Annotated in this window: 16 protein-coding genes; 8 read left to right on the top strand and 8 right to left on the bottom strand. The window is 64.0% G+C overall.

The annotated features are described in order from the left end of the window. Positions 1–78 precede the first annotated feature (78 nt). Both ACVIN2_RS16095 and ACVIN2_RS16090 read right to left on the bottom strand, forming a co-directional pair. Positions 79–2955: an EAL domain-containing protein gene (locus tag ACVIN2_RS16095; protein WP_026232774.1), complete on the bottom strand. Its 2877-nt coding sequence runs from the start codon at positions 2953–2955 to the stop codon at positions 79–81. Between the two features lie 154 nt (positions 2956–3109). Further along, entirely contained in the window at positions 3110–4108 is a 999-nt protein-coding gene (locus tag ACVIN2_RS16090) for an NAD(P)H-quinone oxidoreductase (RefSeq protein WP_007605500.1), read from the bottom strand. Between the two features lie 111 nt (positions 4109–4219). Here ACVIN2_RS16090 and ACVIN2_RS16085 point away from each other — a divergent pair, with 111 nt between their 5' ends. Together ACVIN2_RS16085 and rcdA are read left to right on the top strand one after the other, a co-directional pair. Further along, positions 4220–4411 carry a DUF1192 domain-containing protein gene (locus tag ACVIN2_RS16085; protein WP_007605502.1) on the top strand — a complete coding sequence of 64 codons (192 nt, stop codon included), beginning with the start codon at positions 4220–4222 and terminating at the stop codon, positions 4409–4411. Positions 4412–4968: 557 nt separating this feature from the next. After that, the gene (gene rcdA / locus ACVIN2_RS16080; protein ID WP_007599893.1) at positions 4969–5478 is read left to right on the top strand and encodes a protease adaptor protein RcdA; all 510 of its coding nucleotides are present in this window, start codon (positions 4969–4971) and stop codon (positions 5476–5478) included. 167 nt (positions 5479–5645) lie between these two features. On the opposite strand, the gene rpmE is transcribed toward rcdA, so the two are convergent. Then, complete coding sequence (gene rpmE, locus ACVIN2_RS16075; protein ID WP_007599895.1) at positions 5646–5873, bottom strand: 50S ribosomal protein L31; 228 nt, start codon at positions 5871–5873, stop codon at positions 5646–5648. A gap of 244 nt (positions 5874–6117) precedes the next feature. Here rpmE and ACVIN2_RS16070 point away from each other — a divergent pair, with 244 nt between their 5' ends. Next, positions 6118–7944: an ABC transporter ATP-binding protein/permease gene (locus tag ACVIN2_RS16070; protein ID WP_456766289.1), complete on the top strand. Its 1827-nt coding sequence runs from the start codon at positions 6118–6120 to the stop codon at positions 7942–7944. Positions 7945–8427: 483 nt separating this feature from the next. Further along, entirely contained in the window at positions 8428–8799 is a 372-nt protein-coding gene (locus ACVIN2_RS16065) for a nuclear transport factor 2 family protein (protein ID WP_456766288.1), read from the top strand. 118 nt (positions 8800–8917) lie between these two features. Here the strand turns inward: ACVIN2_RS16065 and ACVIN2_RS16060 are convergent, their stop codons facing one another. Further along, entirely contained in the window at positions 8918–9337 is a 420-nt protein-coding gene (locus ACVIN2_RS16060; protein ID WP_456766287.1) for a nuclear transport factor 2 family protein, read from the bottom strand. Positions 9338–9466: 129 nt separating this feature from the next. Between ACVIN2_RS16060 and ACVIN2_RS16055 the strand changes: the two genes are divergently transcribed. Both ACVIN2_RS16055 and ACVIN2_RS16050 read left to right on the top strand, forming a co-directional pair. Beyond that, complete coding sequence (locus ACVIN2_RS16055) at positions 9467–10036, top strand: bifunctional transcriptional activator/DNA repair enzyme AdaA (protein WP_456766286.1); 570 nt, start codon at positions 9467–9469, stop codon at positions 10034–10036. Positions 10037–10202: 166 nt separating this feature from the next. Continuing rightward, positions 10203–12194 (top strand): PAS domain S-box protein, encoded by a 1992-nt coding sequence (locus ACVIN2_RS16050; RefSeq protein ID WP_456766285.1) that lies wholly within the window; start codon positions 10203–10205, stop codon positions 12192–12194. A 422-nt stretch (positions 12195–12616) separates the two neighbouring features. On the opposite strand, the gene ACVIN2_RS16045 is transcribed toward ACVIN2_RS16050, so the two are convergent. From ACVIN2_RS16045 to ACVIN2_RS16030, 4 genes are all read right to left on the bottom strand, one after another. Next, complete coding sequence (locus ACVIN2_RS16045) at positions 12617–12838, bottom strand: hypothetical protein (protein WP_456766284.1); 222 nt, start codon at positions 12836–12838, stop codon at positions 12617–12619. A 110-nt stretch (positions 12839–12948) separates the two neighbouring features. Next, positions 12949–13398, bottom strand: coding sequence for a GNAT family N-acetyltransferase (locus ACVIN2_RS16040; protein ID WP_456766283.1), 450 nt, complete (start codon positions 13396–13398; stop codon positions 12949–12951). Further along, on the bottom strand, positions 13398–14426 hold the full coding sequence (locus tag ACVIN2_RS16035) for a peptidoglycan -binding protein (RefSeq protein ID WP_456766282.1): 1029 nt from the start codon (positions 14424–14426) through the stop codon (positions 13398–13400). The genes ACVIN2_RS16040 and ACVIN2_RS16035 overlap by 1 nt, the downstream gene beginning before the upstream one ends. A gap of 4 nt (positions 14427–14430) precedes the next feature. After that, on the bottom strand, positions 14431–15453 hold the full coding sequence (locus tag ACVIN2_RS16030) for a flagellar motor protein MotA (RefSeq protein ID WP_456766281.1): 1023 nt from the start codon (positions 15451–15453) through the stop codon (positions 14431–14433). Between the two features lie 219 nt (positions 15454–15672). On the opposite strand from ACVIN2_RS16030, the gene ACVIN2_RS16025 reads away from it, so the two are divergent. Together ACVIN2_RS16025 and ACVIN2_RS16020 are read left to right on the top strand one after the other, a co-directional pair. Continuing rightward, positions 15673–16692 (top strand): SAM-dependent methyltransferase, encoded by a 1020-nt coding sequence (locus ACVIN2_RS16025; protein WP_456766280.1) that lies wholly within the window; start codon positions 15673–15675, stop codon positions 16690–16692. 231 nt (positions 16693–16923) lie between these two features. After that, positions 16924–18117 (top strand): efflux RND transporter periplasmic adaptor subunit, encoded by a 1194-nt coding sequence (locus ACVIN2_RS16020; protein WP_456766279.1) that lies wholly within the window; start codon positions 16924–16926, stop codon positions 18115–18117. Positions 18118–18214 lie beyond the last annotated feature (97 nt).

Genomic DNA, 18214 nt, shown 5'->3' with positions numbered 1-18214 from the left:
AGCATTTCGATTCGTAGAGACATCCCTCATCCGGCGCTTCGCGCCACCTTCTCCCACAAGGGGAGAAGGGGAGAAGGATCAGCTCGCCGCTTCCAGACGCACTTCCGTGAGCAGGCGCATCGCGGCGTCGGCATCCATGGGTTCGCCGAAGGCAAACCCTTGCGCGTATTCGCAGCCCATCTGGTAGAGCTCGACCGCGTCGGAATCGGTCTCGGCACCTTCGGCGACCACGTCCATGCCGAGGTCGTGCGCGAGCGCGATGATGGACTTCAGGATCACCGGGCGGGTGCCGCGGTTGGTGGTGCGCACGAAGGACTGGTCGATCTTGATGGTGTCGAACGGGAAGCGCTGCAGATAGGCCAGCGACGAATGGCCGGTGCCGAAATCGTCGAGCGACAGCCCGGTGCCGAGCTCGCGGATCCGCGTCAGCATCTGCGCCGCGTGCTCCGGATTCTCCATCACCAGCGATTCCGTCAGTTCCAGCTTCAGCGTGCCGCGCGCGACCGAGGAGCGCGACAGCACGGTGCGGATGTCGTGGATCAGATCGTGGCGCAGCAATTGCCGCGAGGAGACGTTGACGGATGCGAAGATCGGCTCGCGCGAGCGCATCGCGCGCTGCCAGATCGAGAGCTGCTTGGCGGTCTGGTCGAGCACGAACATGCCGAGGTCGATGATCAGGCCGGTCTCTTCGGCGATGGTGATGAATTCCGACGGCGCCATGCGTCCGAGCTTGGGATGATCCCAGCGCACCAGCGCCTCGAAGCCGGCGACGGAGCGGTCTTCGAGCCGAACGATCGGCTGATACAGGATCGTGAGCTCCTGTCGCTCGATGGCGCGGCGCAGCTCGCTCTCCAGCGTCAGCCGGTCGGTTTTTCGCGCGCGCATCGCGGACTTGTAAACGTCGATGCGGTCGCCGCCGATGCGCTTGGAGTGATACATCGCAAGCTCGGCGTCCTTGATGATCTCGTCCGTGAGCTGAACTTGCGGATCGGACAAGGCGAGGCCGATCGAGGCCGTGAGAAAGATCTCGCGTTCGTTGAAGGCGATCGGCGCGCGGATGGTCTTGCGGATGGTCTCGGCGAAGGCGGTGATGCGGGCGGGGTCCTGCTCCGAGAGCAGGATCAGGCCGAACTGGTCGCCGGCGAGCCGCGCCAGCGTATCCTGCGGCTTCAGGATGCGGGTGAGGCGGCGGGCCAGCGTCAGCAGGATGGAATCGCCGACCGCGATGCCGACGGAATCGTTGACCTGCTTGAAGCGGTCGAGGTCGATCACCATCAGCGTGGGCCGCAGCGTCGGCATGGTCTTGGCAAAGTGCGCGACGGCGCCGAGCCGGTCCATGAACAGCTTGCGGTTGGGCAGGCCGGTGAGATTGTCATGCACGGAATCGTGCAGCAGGCGCTCCTCGGCGTTGCGCAGCTCGGTGACGTCGGTGAGGGTACCGACCACGCGCGAGACCTCGCCGTCGGAGCCGACCACCGGGCGCGCCTTCAGCGCGAACCACATGAAGTGACCGTCCGGCGTGCGCAGGCGGAAATCCTGCACCAGGCGGCCGCGGCGCTGGTCGAGCACGCTGTCGAGCGCGGCGCGGAAACGGTCCTGGTCGAGCGGGTGCAGCACTTCCAACCAGGAGGCGGCCGGACCTTCCAGCGTGCCGCGCTTGAGGCCGAGCAGGGCCTCGGTCTCGGGGCTGGTGAAGACCTTGTCGGCGGACACGTCCCAGTCCCAGATTAAATCGCCGGAACCGGCCAGCGCCAGCGCGCGGCGCTCGATGTCGGAGACGACGCCGGTGGTGGCGCCACCGCCGGCGAACGCATGCTGCATCACCGTGAAGCCGATTAGCATCACGATCAGCACGAGGCCGCCGAGCAGCGCCGGGCCGACGATGTCGTTGGTGACGGAGCCCGCGACCGTCATGCCGGCCGCGACCACCCAGACCACCAGCAGGAACCAGGTCGGGATCAGCAGCACGGCGCGGTCGAAGCCGTGGGTGGAGAGATAGACGATCAGCGCGAAGCCGGCGAAGGCAATCAATACCAGCGATATGCGCGCGATGCCGGAGGCCACCGCAGGGTCGAACAGGGCCAGCGCAACCAGGGAGCCCAGGAACGCGAGCCAGCCCACCGTGATGTGCGAATAGCGCACGTGCCAGCGACTGAGATTGAGATAGGCGAACAGGAACACCAGCAGCGTCGCCGCCAGGATCGCCTCGCCCGCCGCGCGCCAGATGCGCTCGGCGTTGTTCGACATGTCGAGCACCTTGCCCCAGAAGCCGAAATCGACGCCGATATAGACCAGCACCGCCCAGGCCAGCGCCGCGGCGGCCGGGAACATGATGCTGCCCTTGACCACGAACAGGATGGTCAGCACCAGCGCCAGCAAGCCGGAGATGCCGATCACGATGCCCTGGTACAGCGTGAACGAGTTGACCTTGTCCTTGTAGGATTCCGGCTCCCACAGATAGAGCTGCGGCAGCTTGTCGGTGCGCAGCTCCGCGACGAAGGTGACGACGGCGCCGGGATCGAGGGTGACGCGGAAGACGTCGGCGGTCGGGCTCTCCTGCCGCTCCGGCCGGTCGCCGGTCGAGGGGGTGATGGTCGCGATGCGCGACAGCCCGAGGTCGGGCCACAGCAGCCCCGAGGAGACGATGCGGTAATGCGGGGCGACGATCAGGCGGTCGAGCTGGTCGTCGGTGTTGTTGGCGAGCGCGAACACCACCCAGTTCTGGCCGCCTTCGCGGGCGCGCACCTCGATGCGGCGGACAATGCCGTCGGTGCCGGGTGCGGTGGAGACCTGGATGCGGTCGGCGTCGCTGCGCTGATGCTCGAGCACGCCGGTGAGGTCGATCGCGGGCGCGTCACCGCGGACGCTGACAGCGTCGAGCGCGCGCGCCGGGAACGCGCAGACGAGAATCATGAGGCCCAGCGCTATGGGCGCGAGGCACCTGATCAGACGCAAGGTCAGTTCTCCGCGTTCGACGCAAACTGTTCGGTGCAGGCTCTTCGGTGCACGGCGTTTTCCGAACGGAATAAGGTGGTTCGGTGCGTCGCGATAGATGCCACGAAAGCAAGGAAAATCAAAGGGTTTCCGGCTTGACCTGTGGGCCGCTGGCCTAGACCTCCAACACAATTTTGCCAATATGTGCCGAGGTCTCCATCCGCCGGTGCGCGTCGGATGCCTTTTCCAGCGGGAAAGTGCTGTCCATCAGCGGCTTGACCCGGCCTTCGCGCAAAAGCGGCATCACTTTCGCCTCGATCGCGGCCACCATCGCCGCCTTGTCCGCATTACTACGGGGGCGCAAGGTCGAGCCGGTATGGGTCAGGCGCTTCACCATCACCTTGGCGATGTTGACGGTGACCTTGGGCCCGTTGAGGGTCGCGATCTGCACGATGCGGCCGTCGAGCGCGGCGGCGTCATAGTTGCGGTCGACATAGTCGCCGGCGACCATGTCGAGGATCAGATTGGCGCCGGCATTGTTCGTCTCCGCCTTGACCACGGCGACGAAGTCTTCCGTCTTGTAGTTGATGGCCCGATCGGCGCCGAGCTTGAGGCAGGCATCGATCTTGTCCTGCGATCCCACGGTGACGATCACTTTCGCGCCGAACGCCTTTGCGAGCTGGATCGCCATGGTGCCGATGCCGGAGGAGCCGCCATGGATCAGCAGCGTCTCGCCGGCCTTCAGCCCGCCGCGCTCGAACACGTTGTGCCAGACCGTCATCAGCGTTTCCGGCAGCGCACCGGCTTCCTTGATCGAGAGCGACGGCGGCACGCTCATCGCCTGACCGTCCTGGGCGATGCAGTACTGCGCATAGCCGCCTCCGGCGACCAGCGACATCACCTTGTCGCCGATCTTGTGCCGCTTGGCGTTGCTGCCGACGGCCACCACTTCGCCCGCGATTTCGAGGCCGGGCAGGTCGCTGGCGCCGGGCGGCGGCGGATAGGCGCCGGAGCGCTGCGCGACGTCGGGCCGGTTGACGCCGGCGGCCTGCACCTTGACCAGGATCTCGTCGGGGCCGGGCTGCGGCAGCGCCCGTTGTTCCGGCACCAGCACCTCCGGTCCGCCGGGTTTCGAGATGGCGACCACGGTCATTTGCGCGGGCAGCTTGTCCATGATGTGTCCTTGAGCAAAGGTGCGGGATGGAACGAGGCCATTGCTTAGCCAGCGCCGTGCAGGCTGGCAACCGCCTCAGCCGCTTGTGAGGCGAACGCAGGAGGAACCAGGATGGCGATGGAAGACGACGACCGCCCGCGCAAGAAGATCAGCCATGACATCGGACAGGATCTCTCACTCTTATCGGTGGAGGAACTGACCGAGCGCATCGCGCTGCTCAAGGGCGAGATCGCACGATTGGAAGAAGCCGCAACAAAGAAGCGCGCCTCGCGCGATGCGGCGAATAGCGTTTTCAAGAAGTAGGCGTCGCACCACCGCCGTCGTCCCGGCCTAGTGCGCAATTGCGCACGGGGGCCGGGACCCATAACCACAGGGCGTGGTTTGGCGACGACTCGGAGTTACGCCTTCGCGCGACGACTTTTCCCTGTGGCTATGGGCCCCGGCCCCCGTGCGCAATTGCGCACTAGGCCGGGGCGACGGAGAGAGTTTGTTCCGCGGGCCCACTCGGCCACTGACCGACATGGCTAACGAACCCTCAAAATAATCGCTCGTTTACTCGACATTAAGCTTTCGAGTTTATGACTAGGAACTGTCCTTGTTTGGACACCGAGTGGCTCCTGTCCACTCTGTTTGACGCCTCCCTGTTATCAACTTTCAAAGCCGCCGGTTTTCCGGCGGCTCTTTTTTTGCGCCGACGCCCCGCTTTTTTGCGTCTCGCCGCGGTTGGATTCCGGGCAAAGACCCGCGGAAACCATATCCACGCTTGTCACTGGACTCGGCGTCTCGCCCGCGCAATGATTTGTTCATCATAAGCCGGCGCCAAAGCCGGGCAGTCACAGTTGCGTAAAGGGGCGTTAACCATGGAACGTTTGCAAGCCGAGGGCGCTCTCGTCCAACTCAGCGAGCGGTTCACCAATTCTGCGGCGTTCGGCGTCCTGTTCCGCGAGGGCATGGACCTGGTCGAGGAGACCGCCGCCTATCTCGATGGCGCCGGCCGCACCGAGGCCAAGGCGCTCGATCGTGCCGTCAGCCTCACTTACGCGACCGAGAGCATGCGCCTGACCACCCGCCTGATGCAGCTCGCCTCGTGGCTGCTGCTGCACCGCGCGGTGAAGGAAGGCGAGATGACGCTCGGCCAGGCCAACCGCGAAAAGACCAAGGTCAAGCTCTCCGCCGCCGATCCCGGCTCGACCGACAGCATCGAGAAGCTGCCGTCGCAGCTCCAGGATTTGATCCATCGCTCGATGAGCCTCCAGACCCGCGTGCGCCGCCTGGACACCACCATCCACACCCCGCCGGTCGATCATTCCTCGATCGGCAACCCGCTGGTGCCGCATCTCAACGCGCTGAAGGCCGCGTTCGAGCGGTAAGCTCCCGTCATTGCGAGCGGAGCGAAGCAATCCAGGAATCCCTCCGCGGAGACAGTCTGGATTGCTTCGTCGCAAGAGCTCCTCGCAATGACGAGCATCCCCCCAAAACAAAAAAAACGCCCCCGGCTCTCCGGGGGCGTTTTTCGTCTCCAGCCGCGAGGGGCGGATCAATCCTTTTTGAGAAAGCCCGAAAACTTCTTCTGGAAGCGCGAGACGCGGCCGCCGCGATCCATCAGCTGGGCGTTGCCGCCGGTCCAGGCCGGGTGCGACTTGGGGTCGATGTCGAGGTTCAGCGTGTCGCCTTCCTTGCCCCAGGTGGAGCGGGTCAGGTACTCGGTTCCGTCGGTCATCACGACCTTAATCGTATGATAGTTCGGGTGAATTTCGGCTTTCATGGCAATTCCTCGGCGCCCCGGCGCCTCACTTGAGTGGCTATCGAATGACGGATTTGGCGCGGTCTATACCCCACGAGGCCCTGTAAAACAAGCCATTGCAGGGTCTTGGCGACGTCTTGGCAAGCCCTTTAGGGCCTTAGGCAGAGGACCGGGTGGCCCCCTAAGGGACATCCCGGATTTGCCACTCCCGCTCGCCCGGCCTATCTGGAGCGGAGCACCTCTCTTTGTCTTTTGGTCGGATCTCATGAGCGCAGTTGAACGGCTTGAAACCGGGCCCGCAGAAGCCCCGTCGATCGAGGCCGACCTGATCGAGGCGCCGGCGAAGAGCCGCGCGAAGCTGCGGCCGCTGCTGGCGCTCGCGCCCTATATCGCCCGCTATCGCGGCCGGGCGGCGCTGGCCTTCGTCGCGCTGACGATCGCGGCGCTGACCACCCTGCTGGTGCCGGTCGCGGTGCGCAGGATGATCGATTTCGGCCTGACGCCTGAGGGCATCGAGCTGATCAACAGCTACTTCTCGGTGATGATCGCGGTCGTCGCCGTGCTCGCACTCGCAAGCGCCGCGCGCTACTACCTCGTGATGACGATCGGCGAGCGCATCGTCGCCGATCTCAGGCGCGACGTCTTCGCCCATCTGCTCTCGCTGTCGCCGGCCTTCTTCGATTCTGCACGCAGCGGCGAGCTGGTGTCGCGCCTCACCGCCGACACCACCCAGATCAAATCCTCCGTCGGCGCCTCGGTCTCGATCGCGCTGCGCAATTTGATGATGTTCTTCGGCGCCGCGGCGATGATGGTGATCACCAGCCCGCGGCTGTCCGGCTTCGTGCTGCTCGCCATTCCCCTGATCGTGCTGCCGCTGGTCGCCTTCGGGCGCTGGGTGCGCCGTCTGTCGCGCAATGCGCAGGACACGCTGGCCGAGGCTTCCGCCTATGCGAGTGAGCTGGTCGGTGCGATCCGGACCGTGCAGGCCTATACCAGCGAGAGCCTCGCCGAGAAGCGTTTCGGCGGCGAGGTCGAGCAGGCCTATGAGGCCGCGCGCACCTCCACGCAGGCCCGTGCCGTACTCACCGCCATCATCATCTTCATCGTGTTCGCAAGCGTGGTCGCGATCCTCTGGATCGGCTCGCACGACGTGCTCACAGGTACCATCACGCCGGGCCGGCTCGGCCAGTTCGTGCTCTATGCGGCTTTCGCCGCGGCCGGCCTCGGCCAGCTCAGCGAGGTCTGGGGCGAGATCTCGGCGGCATCCGGCGCTGCCGAGCGCCTGTTCGAGATCCTGCATGTGCAGCCCGACATCACCGCGCCCACCTCGCCGCGCGCGCTGCCGGTGCCGGCGCGCGGCGAAGTCGGCTTCGATCGTGTCAGCTTCGCCTATCCGGCGCGGCGCGACGTCAATGTGCTCGATGCCGTGTCGTTCACCGTGCGCCCCGGCGAGAAGGTTGCGATCGTCGGTCCGTCCGGCGCCGGCAAGAGCACGATCTTTCATCTGCTGTTGCGCTTCTACGATCCGCGCAGCGGCGCGATCTCGCTCGACGGCGTGCCGGTCAAATCCGCCGATCCCCGTGAATTCCGTTCGCGCATCGCGCTGGTGCCGCAGGAATCCAACGTGTTCGCGGCCAGCGCCCGCGACAACATCCGCTTCGGCCGGCCCGATGCCACCGACGCCGAGGTCGAGCGCGCCGCCGAGCTCGCGCACGCCGCCGAGTTCATCCGCCGCCTGCCCGAAGGTTTCGACACCCCGCTCGGCGAGCGCGGCGTGACGCTGTCCGGCGGCCAGCGCCAGCGCATCGCGATCGCGCGTGCGATCCTGCGCGATGCGCCGCTGCTGTTGCTCGACGAAGCCACCTCCGCGCTCGATGCCGAAAGCGAGACGCTGGTGCAGACCGCGCTGGAAGAGCTGATGCGCCACCGCACCACGCTCGTCATCGCGCACCGCCTCGCCACCGTCCTGTCCTGCGACCGCATCCTGGTGATGGACCAGGGCCGGATTGTCGAGCAGGGCACGCATGCGGAGCTCGTGGCCGCGAACGGGCTTTATGCGCGGCTGGCGAGGCTGCAGTTCGAGGGGGCGTGAGGCGAGGGCAGTTCGGACTGCCGCTTCATTCACGATGTCATCGCCCGCGCAGGCGGGCGATCCAGTACTCCGAGACGGTCGTGATCAATCGAGAAGCTGCGGCGTACTGGATTCCCCGCCTTCGCGGGGAATGACAGCGGAGATTTGGCGAGAGCGTCGCACCACATGGTCTCCGTTCGTAGCCGGTCGATAGCGAATATTCGTCTATCTGATCGAGCGCCACGATCCGAATGGGCCGCATCACAAGGTTGGTCGGGCTGTTTCCTTCCCGGCTTTCGTCACGGAATTCTGGCCAAGCGCGCACAGCGTGAGCCCGGAACGAATTTTACCGAAGGTTGTTAGAGGCTCAAGTTATCTGATGTCGCTTCTATCCTGGCATGAGGCCCGACAGGAAGGGCACTTCGTCCAGCTTTAGCCTCCGAGCTCTTTGTTGATGAGTGGCGCTCGGCCTTTCGTTCGGTCAAACTCTAAAAGGAAAATGGCATGACGAAAAGCACGCTCGATCTGGCACGTGCCAGGCTAAAGGCATACGTCGATAAAGATCGCACAGCGATCGAAGCGCTTCTTGCGGACGACTATCACTTCTCAAGTCCAATCGACAATGAGTTGGATCGTGCGACTTATCTGCGCCGCTGCTGGCTCAACAGCGAAAAGACCAGCTCGTTCGATGAAGTCATCGCGAGCGACGATGGAAACCGAGCAGTCATTGTCTATGAGGCAGCTGCTGCTGGAGGTCACAGGTTTCGTAATTGTGAGGTAACCACCGCGCGCGGAGACAAGATCGTTCGGGTGGAAGTCTACTTTGGATGGGACATACCTCATAAAGCTCCGAAGGGCGGCTCCATCGAAAAATGATGGCGAGGGTCACGCTTAGCGGGATTGAGATCGAGGACGCGCTTTTTGCAAGGTCCCGACTGCGATAATCGCCATTGGCTTCCGCCGATAGACATCGGCTTGTGACCCAAAGCAATTTTCAAAGCGGCTCGAAGATCATCTGCCAGCCCTTTCGGGTGTCCATATATTCGCGAACCAGCTTGATGCGGTCGCTCGAAAGGACGAAGACGAAGCAATAGTCATTCTCGTAGGGCTTGCCTCCAGGAAGAGTAGCTCGCATCCGCTCCTCGACCACCACAGTGTCACCATCGGCATGAAGGCCCAGAAACGAGATCTCGACGCTCGAGAACAGATGATGCATTTCCGTGGCAATGAAGCGGGCGATTTGGTCCGGTCCAATCATGTGGTCGGTGTGCTTGAGAGCGACTGCGGTGGCGTTTCCGGCCGGCGCAATCCATTCGGCATCGGGAGTAAACAGCTCCGCGATCAAGCTGGCATCACGTGTTTTGAAAGTCTTCCAGGCATTGATGACGATCTCTTTAGGATTCGTGCTGTTCATTTTTCCTTCTCCAAGTGCTCAGCGGATCTGGGCTCTCTTATAAGAAGAGCGCATCGACATCGCTGGCCGGAATCGGACCTGATCATCTCAGGGCTGTTCTTTTGGCGGCGGTCTACGGTAAAATGAGTCATGCTCAGTTTTGAGGTATGCAACACCGCGCGCTTGCAGCGCGACCCGCGCTATGACGGCCGTTTCTACACGGCAGTCAGGACTACGCGAATCTACTGCCGCCCCGTTTGTCCGGTGAAGCAGCCGTTGACCCGTAACGTGGCCTACTATCAAACTGCGGCGGCTGCCGAAGCTGCGGGATACCGGCCTTGCCTGCGTTGCCGTCCGGAGACCGCGCCCTTCTGTGCTGCCTGGAATGGCACGCGCTCGACAGTCGCGCGCGCCTTGAAATTGATCGATGGTGGCGCGTTGGACAACGGTTCGGTTGCTGCACTCGCCGATCGGCTCGGGGTAAGCTCGCGCCACCTTGCGCGTCTGTTCGAGCGGTATGTCGGGGCCAACCCCCAGCAGGTAGCAAAGACCAGACGTGTACAGCGGGCGAAGCGCCTAATTGACGAGACAAATGATCAATTGGCCCAGATCGCCTACCAGGCCGGCTTTGGCAGCGTGCGCCGGTTCAACGCCGCCTTTCGCGAGCTCTACGGACGCTCTCCGTCCAGCATTCGCCACCGCCGCAAAGTATCCGCGTGAGACAGGCATCGCCAACGTTGGTCAGCTCGTGGCCTTGGCCGACATGCTCATCAGCTTTTTCTGAAGTCCGATAACCGCCTTACCGGACTCCAGTCCCACAAAGCGAAAGTCGTATTGCAAAGGGCGGCAGCCAGAGCGCGGAACGATGTAGTGACTTTGCAGTTGTATGTTGTCCCCCCTCATCGGAGCCGGCCATTTGCAGACCCCTCAGTCAAAACTTGACGGGATCGACGATACCGCCCGACTTCAACTGCTCATCGATGCGATCGTTGATTACGCCATTTACATGATCGACATAGACGGCACCGTCCGCAGCTGGAACTCCGGCGCGCAGCGGCTGAAGGGCTACACGCCGGACGAAATCATCGGCAAGTCGTTCGCGTCCTTCTATACGCCCGACGATCGCACCAAAGGGCTCCCGGAGCGCGCCTTGAGCGTCGCAGCGCAAGCAGGCCGCTTCAGCGCCGAGGGATGGAGAGTCCGCAAGGACGGAAGCCGTTTCTGGGCATCGGTCATCATCGATGCCGTCCGCAACGAGGCTGGTGAGCTGATCGGCTTCGCCAAGGTCACGCGAGACGTAACCGAGCGTCAGCAAGCCCATGAAGAGCTTCTCCACAGCGAGCGGCGCTACCGTCAGCTGATCGAGGCGGTGGTCGATTACGCGATCTTTCAGCTCGATCCGCTCGGCAACGTGACAACCTGGAATCCCGGTGCGGAGCGAATCAAGGGTTACGCGCCGCCGGAGATCATTGGCCGGCATTTCAGCGCTTTTTACACGCCCGAGGACATCGAACTCGGTGTGCCCAAGCGTGCGCTTTTAGAGGCGGCGGAGCATGGGCGATTTGAAGCGGAAGGGTGGCGCCTGCGAAAAGATGGCTCCCGCTTTTGGGCGTCGGTCATCATCGATCGTATTACGGACGAGGCCGGCAACATCGTCGGGTTTGCCAAGGTCACGCGCGACGTTACGGACCGGAAGCGCGCCGAGGACGAACTCAAACACGTTCAGGAGCAACTCGCCGCATCCCAAAAGCTGGAAGCGGTGGGGCAACTCAGCGGCGGAATCGCGCACGACTTCAACAATCTGCTGATGATCGTCCTTGGCAATCTCGAAACAGCTGAGCGGCACGCCAAGGCGCCCGGAGCCAATCTGAACCGGGCGCTCGCAAACGCGAAACGAGGCGCGCAGAGAGCCGCGGCGTTGACCAGTCGCTTGTTGGCATTTTCGCGACGACAGGCGCTCGATCCCAAGCCGATCAACGTGAACAACTACGTCAATGGTCTGCAGGAATTCCTCCAGCGTACGCTGGGGGAGAGCATCGAAGTCCAAACGGTCGGAAGTGCGGGTCTGTGGCAAATTGAAGCCGATGCCAATCATCTGGAGTCGGCCATCGTCAACCTGGCAATCAACGCTCGCGACGCCATGCCTGACGGTGGAAAGCTGACTCTGGAAGCTGCCAACATCGCCGCCGACGAGGATTACTGCCGTCTCAATCCGGAATTGGCGCCCGGTCAGTACGTCGCTATCTGCGTGACTGACACAGGCGTCGGAATGTCGCGGGACGTTCTCAATCACGCGTTTGAGCCCTTCTTCACCACGAAGGAGCCGGGCCACGGCACCGGGCTTGGGCTAAGTCAGGTCTATGGCTTCGTCAAACAATCCGGAGGCCACGCAAAAATCTATACCGAGGTGGGGCAAGGCACGACGATCAAGCTGTATTTCCCGCGCTTCACCGGCAGTGTCCGACATGAGGAAGTGGCACCTGAGGAGCTCGCCGAGGGTGAGATATTCGAGACCATTCTCGTGGTCGAGGATGATGAAGATCTGCGCGTCTATATTTCTGACGTCCTTCGTGATCTCAACTACCGTGTCCTCTCGGCCCGCAGCGCCCAAGCGGCCCTGACCATTCTCCTGCAGGACGAGTCGAAGGTGGATCTTCTTCTCACCGACGTGGTCATGCCGGGGATCAATGGTCGCGAACTTGGCAGGCGCGCGCACCAAATTCGACCGGAGCTGAAAATCCTGTACATGACCGGGTATTCGCGTAATGCCGTCGTGCACCAGGGAAGGCTTGATGAAGGCGTCAATCTGTTGGAGAAGCCGATTTCCCAAGCGAAGCTTGCACTGAGGGTGCGAGAGATTCTCGACCAGAACGAATGAACTAGGCCTCAGATCGAGCGTCTTGACGATTTGAAGAGGTTAGTTCCGCCACAGATGCGCGCGCAATCGCTGGCTTCCGGAATTTCGGATAGGGCAGCACCGCCCCTGAGCCGAGTGGATGGACCTTGCAGTTCCCCCGGATGTGGCGCCTAATCAGGTATCGCCGGCCAAAGGCTCGTCCGTAGGCGTCGGTGCCTGAGAGATGATTTGTGCTCCCGCCTCAACGGGAGTGCGCCTCATGGCCCAGCCATTCAGCAAGGAAACCCGCGAACTCCTGGAGCGGGCGCAGCGCGCGATCGATGCGTCGATCCGGCTTCGCGAAGACAGCCACCGCGCGATCCGCCAGGCCGAATTCTGGCAGTTCGATCTTGAACTCCGCTTGAGCCGAGAGCGCCTCGCGGCGAGTTGCGCGACAGCGCCGCTCATCGACACTTCGGCGACAGCGCCGGCACGTTCGGCCACGGCCAGTTTTTCCAGCTCCCGTCCTCTTCAACGCAGGCCGATGGCCCAAGGCCGTTCGTCGGAGCACTCGTCGTCTTGACCGGCGTGGCGAGGCGCTGGTCGACATAGCTCGTCGAGACATAGCCGGCGACGATGACGCCGAGCAGGACCGAAGATCCCTTGGCCAGATCGCTCAGTTTCATTGGTCATCTCCATCCGCTTGCCGGCGCATCTTTCGGCACAACGACTAGCCGACGTCCCGGGATCCCGACGTGACGGGGGTCACGCCCGCCAGAATCAAGGTCGCCAGAATCTAAGGTTGCCACATCATCTTCAGCACGGGCCGGCCCGAAGTCGGGTTCACCTCGTCGCCGGCATGCGCGAAACCGCTGCGCTCGTAGAAGCGGATGGCGCGGCTGTTGTCCTTGTTGACGAGCAGCGTCACGCCCGCAGGCGACAGGCGCTTGGCCTCATCCACCAGCAGCCGCGCCGCGTCCGACCCCCAATGCGCGGGATCGACCACGAGCTGGTCGAGATAGCCGTCGCCGTCGATGGTGACGAAGCCGGTGAGTACGCCGTCCTGTTCCGCCACCACGATCGAGGCCTTCGGCACCAGATCCTTGCGCCAGCGCTCGCGCCACCAGTCAAGCCGCGCGGCGAAGTCGATCTGCGGATAGGCCTGCTGCCAGGTGCGATGCCACAGGTCGATCGAGGCGGCCTCGTCCTCTGGAAGGTAGGGACGGAGGAGGAGAGCGGCGCTCACTACCGCTCCGTCAGCTTCAGCTCGATACGGCGGTTGCGCTTATAGGCTTCCTCGGTGTTGGCGGTGTCGAGCGGCTGGAATTCGCCAAAGCCGGCGGCGACGAGGCGCTGGGCCGGCACGCCGAGCGAGATCAGATATTGCACCACCGAGATCGAACGGGCGGCCGAGAGGTCCCAGTTCGACTTGAAGTTCGGCCCGTTGACCGGGCGCACGTCGGTGTGGCCGTCGACGCGCAGCACCCAGGGGATCTCGTTCGGGATCTTCTTGTCGAGGTCGATCAGCGCGGCCGCGAGCGTGTCGAGCTCGGCGCGGCCTTCGGGCAGCAGCACCGCCTGTCCGGTGTCGAAGAACACTTCGGACTGGAACACGAAGCGGTCACCGACGATGCGGATGTCGGGGCGGTTGCCGAGGATGGCGCGCAGGCGGCCGAAGAATTCCGAGCGGTAGCGCGACAATTCCTGCACGCGCTGCGCCAGGGCGACATTCAGGCGAGAGCCCAGATCGGCAATGCGATTTTGCGATTCCTTGTCGCGCTTCTCGGAGACGTCGAGCGCTTCTTCCAGCGCCGCCAATTGCCGCCGCAGCGCGCTGATCTGCTGGTTCAGCACCTCGATCTGCGCCAGCGCGCGGGCCGAAACCGCTTTCTCGGAGTCCAGTGCCTTGCCGAGCTCGGAGGTCTTGCCCTGCGCGTCGTTGCCGGCGGCGGCGAGCCCGTCATAGAGGCCCTTGATGCGGTCGCGCTCGCTCTCGGCCGAAGCGAGGCCGGCTTTCAGCGACGAGACCTGGTCGTCGAGCGTGAGCTTGCCGAGCTTCTCCAGCGACAGCAATTCGTTGAGCTGCGCGATCTTGGCGTTGAGCAGCTCCAGCGCCTTGTCCTTGCCGGTGACCTCCTGCGACAGGAAGAACTGCACCACCAGGAACACCGACAGCAGGAACACGATCGACAGCACCAGCGTCGACAGCGCGTCGACGAACCCGGGCCAGTAGTTGAAGGAGGTATCGCCGCGGCGGCCGCGCGCCAGTGCCATGTCGCTAGCCCTTCTCGGGCTGACGCGCGATGCGCTCCAGCAGGCGCCGGATCTCGCGGTTCTGCTCGCCCTGGCCGTCGGCCCATTCACGGATCATCTGCTGCTCGGTCCGCATATGCGAGACCAGCGCCTGGATGGCCTCGGCGAGGCTCGCCATCGCCGCGGAGGTGCCACGGCTGCCGCTGCCTTCCTCGAGCACGGTGCGCAAGCGCTCGACAACGGCCTGAAGCTCGCCGCTGGCAATGCCGCCGCCACCGCTGGCGGCGACAGCCACCTCGCCGCTGCCATATTCGCGCACGGTGGTGGCAAGCCAGTCTTCGAGGTCCGTGTAGAAACGGTTCTGCGCCTGGCTCGATTGCAGGTCGAGAAAGCCCAGGATTAGCGAGCCGGCGAGGCCGAACAGCGAGCTCGAGAACGAGATGCCCATGCCGCCGAGCGGGGCGGCCAGCCCCTCCTTCAGCGTGTCGAACAGGGCGCCGGAATCGCCCCCGACCTTGAGCCCGTCGATCACCTTGCCGACCGAGCCGACCGTCTCGATCAGGCCCCAGAAGGTGCCGAGCAGGCCGAGGAAGACCAGCAGGCCGGTCATGTAGCGGGAGATGTCGCGGGCCTCGTCGAGGCGGGTCGCGATCGAATCGAGCAGGTGCCGCATGGTGGTCTGGGTGATCGACATCCGCCCGGTGCGCTCGCCGCCGAGGATCATCGCCATCGGCGCCAGCAGCTTGGGGTGGCGGGCGGGCGCAAGGCCGGGATCGGCGATGCGGAAATTGTTGACCCAGGAGACTTCAGGGTAGAGCCGGATCACCTGGCGGAAGGCCAGGATGATGCCGATGAACAGCACGCCGCCGATCAGGGCATTGAGCCCGGGATTGGCGAAGAAGGCCTGGATGATCTGCTTGTAGAGCACCACCCCCACCAGGGCGCAGAGCACCAGGAAGACCAGCATCCGCACCAGGAAGACGCTGGGCGAGGATAGCTTGGTGTATTCGATGTCGAGGGAGGAGCGGGGCGAGGCGCCTGGCGGCATGGCCGGTATCATCCGTTAACTTGCTTGCGGGGCGCACTATGGCACAGCGCCAGCCCAAAAAAAGCGCCGGATGCGCCGATTTCGGGGAGAGCTGGGGAACCCAAAGCTGAAACCGGGCTTTGGTAAGGACGTACTTTCCAAATCGTCCGCATTCCACAGGTTCAAGTCGCACTTTTCCCCCTGCCGCCCAAGATCTGGCGCCCAAGACGGAGTCGTCGCATGAGCGTCGTGTCCGCAATCATCGGGACTGCCGAACGGGTGCCTTTGCCTGATGTCGTGATCCGCGCGGCGATCCAGCGCCTGTGCTCGCGCACGGTGACGCGCCTGTCCGCGCTGGGCGGGCCGGACGATGCCGCCTTCGCCGGGCGGATGATGCTGCGGCCGATCGCCGAGGACGCGGATGCCGGGCGCGACGGGGCGCCCGCTTCGTTCTTTGCGAAAGTGCTCGGTCCCAACCGCAAATATTCCTGCTGCTTCTACAAGACCGACGCGACCACCTTGCAAGAGGCCGAGGAGGAGGCGTTGCGCCAGGCCGCCGAGCATGCCGCTCTCGCCGATGGCCAGGCCATCCTCGAGCTCGGCTGCGGCTGGGGCTCGCTGTCGCTGTGGATGGCGCGGCAGTTTCCGCACGCCAAGGTCACGGCGGTGTCGAGCTCGCAGGCGCAGCGCGCCCATATCGAGGAAGAGGCGCGGCTGCGCGGTCTTCTTAATCTGCGCGTGGTCACCGCGGACATCAACGTGTTCGCGCCCGACGGCCAATTCGACCGCATCGTGTCGGTCGAGATGTTCGAGCGCGTGATGAACTGGCGCAAGCTGATGACGCGCCTGCGGTCATGGCTCGCGCCCGAGGGGCGGTTCTTCATGCACATCGTCGCCCATCGCTCCGGCTCTCACCTGTTCGACCGGGCCGATCGCGACGACTGGATCGCGCAGCGCGTCTCAACGGGCGGGCTGATGCCCAGCCATCACCTCGTCAGGCAATTCGACGATATCTTCACGGTCGAGAAAGAATGGTGCTGGAGCGGCACGCATTATCAGCGCACCGCCAACGACTGGCTCGCCAATTTCGACACGCATCGCGATGCGCTCGAAGCGGCCTTGCGCAACATCCATGGCGAGGAGACCGCCCTGCGGATGCGACGCTGGCGCTGGTTCTTTCTCGCGACCTCGGGCCTGTTCGGCTACGCCGACGGAACCGAGTGGGGCGTTAGCCACTACCGCATGAAGGCGGCGGGGTAATTGCGATGTTCCGTCGCAGCACGCGGTGATGGAACCGGACTCACAATCGGGTGAGGCGCAAAAAATGTCGTGAACCCAGCAGCTTAAACCGTGTGACATTGAGCCGCCCGCAACGTGCGTTGCGTCGCAGCAAGTCCCCTCTATTTTGGCGGCATCGGCTGCGCGGAATCACCCAGAACAGGGTCCCGCGGCGCGTGATCAGTTTTCAACAATATCGGGGCACTTAACTTCATGTCAGGACTTCGCGCGCGATCGGCATGCGTTGCAATGATGCTCGCGGCCTTTACGCCGCTGTTGGCAGGCTGCGACGAATCCAGCTCCGCCATTTCAGCCGCCCAGCCCAACGACCCCGACGTCAGCATCGTCATCGTCAAGCCGCAACCGCGCGCCGTGGTGCGCGAGCTGCCGGGCCGCATTGCGCCGACACGCGTCTCCGATGTGCGGCCGCGCGTCTCCGGCATCGTGGTCGAGCGCCTGTTCCGACAGGGCAGCGAGGTCAAGGCCGGCGATCCGCTGTACCGGATCGATCCCCGTCCGTTCGAGGTCGAGGTGATGGCCAACGACGCCGCGGTCGCCAAGGCCGAGGCCGCGCTGATGCAGTCCCAGCAGCAGGCCCGCCGCATCGCCACGCTCACAGCCCAGCGCGCCGCGCCCGAAGCCGAAAACGAGAAGGCGATCGCGGCCGAGCGTCAGGCTCACGCAGAGGTCGAGGGTCGCAAGGCCGACCTCGCGCGCGCCAAGCTCAATCTCGACTACGCCACCGTGCGGGCGCCGATCGACGGCGTCGTCGGTGCGGCCCTGGTCAGCGAGGGCGCGCTCGCGGTCCAGAACGAGACCAATCTGGCCACCATTCAGCAGCTCGATCCGATCTATGCGGACTTCACCCAGTCGGTGAACGAGCTCAACCAGCTCCGCCGCGCCTTCGAGAGCGGCGACCTTGAGCGCATCGCGCCCGATGCCGCCAAGGTGCATCTCGTGCTCGACGACAACACCCTCTACTCGCTCGACGGCAAGTTGCTGTTTTCGGATGCCAAGGTGGACGCCAATACCGGTCAGGTGACCTTGCGCGGTGAGTTCCGCAATCCCAAGCGCGAATTGCTGCCGGGCATGTATGTCCGCGTCCGCATCGACCAGGGCCTCGATAGCGACGCGATCGCCGTGCCGCAGCAGGCGATCCAGCGCAATGGCGGCGGCGGCAGCGAGGTGTTCGTCGTCAAGGACGACAACCACATCGCGGTGCAGCCGGTGCGCACCGGCTCGGTGCAGGACGGAATCTGGTTCGTCACCGAGGGCCTGAAGGCCGGCGACAAGGTCGTGGTCGAAGGCTTCCAGAAGTTCGCCGCCGGCGACAAGGTCAAGCCGCAATCCTGGTCGGAAGCGGATGCGACCGCCGACAACCGGCACGCCCAGAAGCTGATGCGGTAACGTTCGGGCGTCCCGACTGTCTTGATCCCTCATCCTGAGGAGCCCGCAAAGCGGGCGTCTCGAAGGATGGCCACGGGCGAGAGCCGGGCCTTCATGG

The sequence above is a fragment of the Bradyrhizobium sp. USDA 3650 genome (assembly GCF_054057395.1).
This window is presented reverse-complemented; position numbering and strand designations above follow the sequence as displayed.

What these genes read in the sequence shown, in the direction of transcription:
- ACVIN2_RS16090 (WP_007605500.1), bottom strand. Translation starts at nt 4,108, where the DNA reads ATGGACAAGCTGCCCGCGCAAATGACCGTGGTCGCCATCTCGAAACCC.
- ACVIN2_RS16085 (WP_007605502.1), top strand. Translation starts at nt 4,220, where the DNA reads ATGGCGATGGAAGACGACGACCGCCCGCGCAAGAAGATCAGCCATGAC.
- rcdA (WP_007599893.1), top strand. Translation starts at nt 4,969, where the DNA reads ATGGAACGTTTGCAAGCCGAGGGCGCTCTCGTCCAACTCAGCGAGCGG.
- rpmE (WP_007599895.1), bottom strand. Translation starts at nt 5,873, where the DNA reads ATGAAAGCCGAAATTCACCCGAACTATCATACGATTAAGGTCGTGATG.
- ACVIN2_RS16070 (WP_456766289.1), top strand. Translation starts at nt 6,118, where the DNA reads ATGAGCGCAGTTGAACGGCTTGAAACCGGGCCCGCAGAAGCCCCGTCG.
- ACVIN2_RS16065 (WP_456766288.1), top strand. Translation starts at nt 8,428, where the DNA reads ATGACGAAAAGCACGCTCGATCTGGCACGTGCCAGGCTAAAGGCATAC.
- ACVIN2_RS16060 (WP_456766287.1), bottom strand. Translation starts at nt 9,337, where the DNA reads ATGAACAGCACGAATCCTAAAGAGATCGTCATCAATGCCTGGAAGACT.
- ACVIN2_RS16055 (WP_456766286.1), top strand. Translation starts at nt 9,467, where the DNA reads ATGCTCAGTTTTGAGGTATGCAACACCGCGCGCTTGCAGCGCGACCCG.
- ACVIN2_RS16050 (WP_456766285.1), top strand. Translation starts at nt 10,203, where the DNA reads ATGTTGTCCCCCCTCATCGGAGCCGGCCATTTGCAGACCCCTCAGTCA.
- ACVIN2_RS16045 (WP_456766284.1), bottom strand. Translation starts at nt 12,838, where the DNA reads ATGAAACTGAGCGATCTGGCCAAGGGATCTTCGGTCCTGCTCGGCGTC.
- ACVIN2_RS16035 (WP_456766282.1), bottom strand. Translation starts at nt 14,426, where the DNA reads ATGGCACTGGCGCGCGGCCGCCGCGGCGATACCTCCTTCAACTACTGG.
- ACVIN2_RS16030 (WP_456766281.1), bottom strand. Translation starts at nt 15,453, where the DNA reads ATGCCGCCAGGCGCCTCGCCCCGCTCCTCCCTCGACATCGAATACACC.
- ACVIN2_RS16025 (WP_456766280.1), top strand. Translation starts at nt 15,673, where the DNA reads ATGAGCGTCGTGTCCGCAATCATCGGGACTGCCGAACGGGTGCCTTTG.
- ACVIN2_RS16020 (WP_456766279.1), top strand. Translation starts at nt 16,924, where the DNA reads ATGTCAGGACTTCGCGCGCGATCGGCATGCGTTGCAATGATGCTCGCG.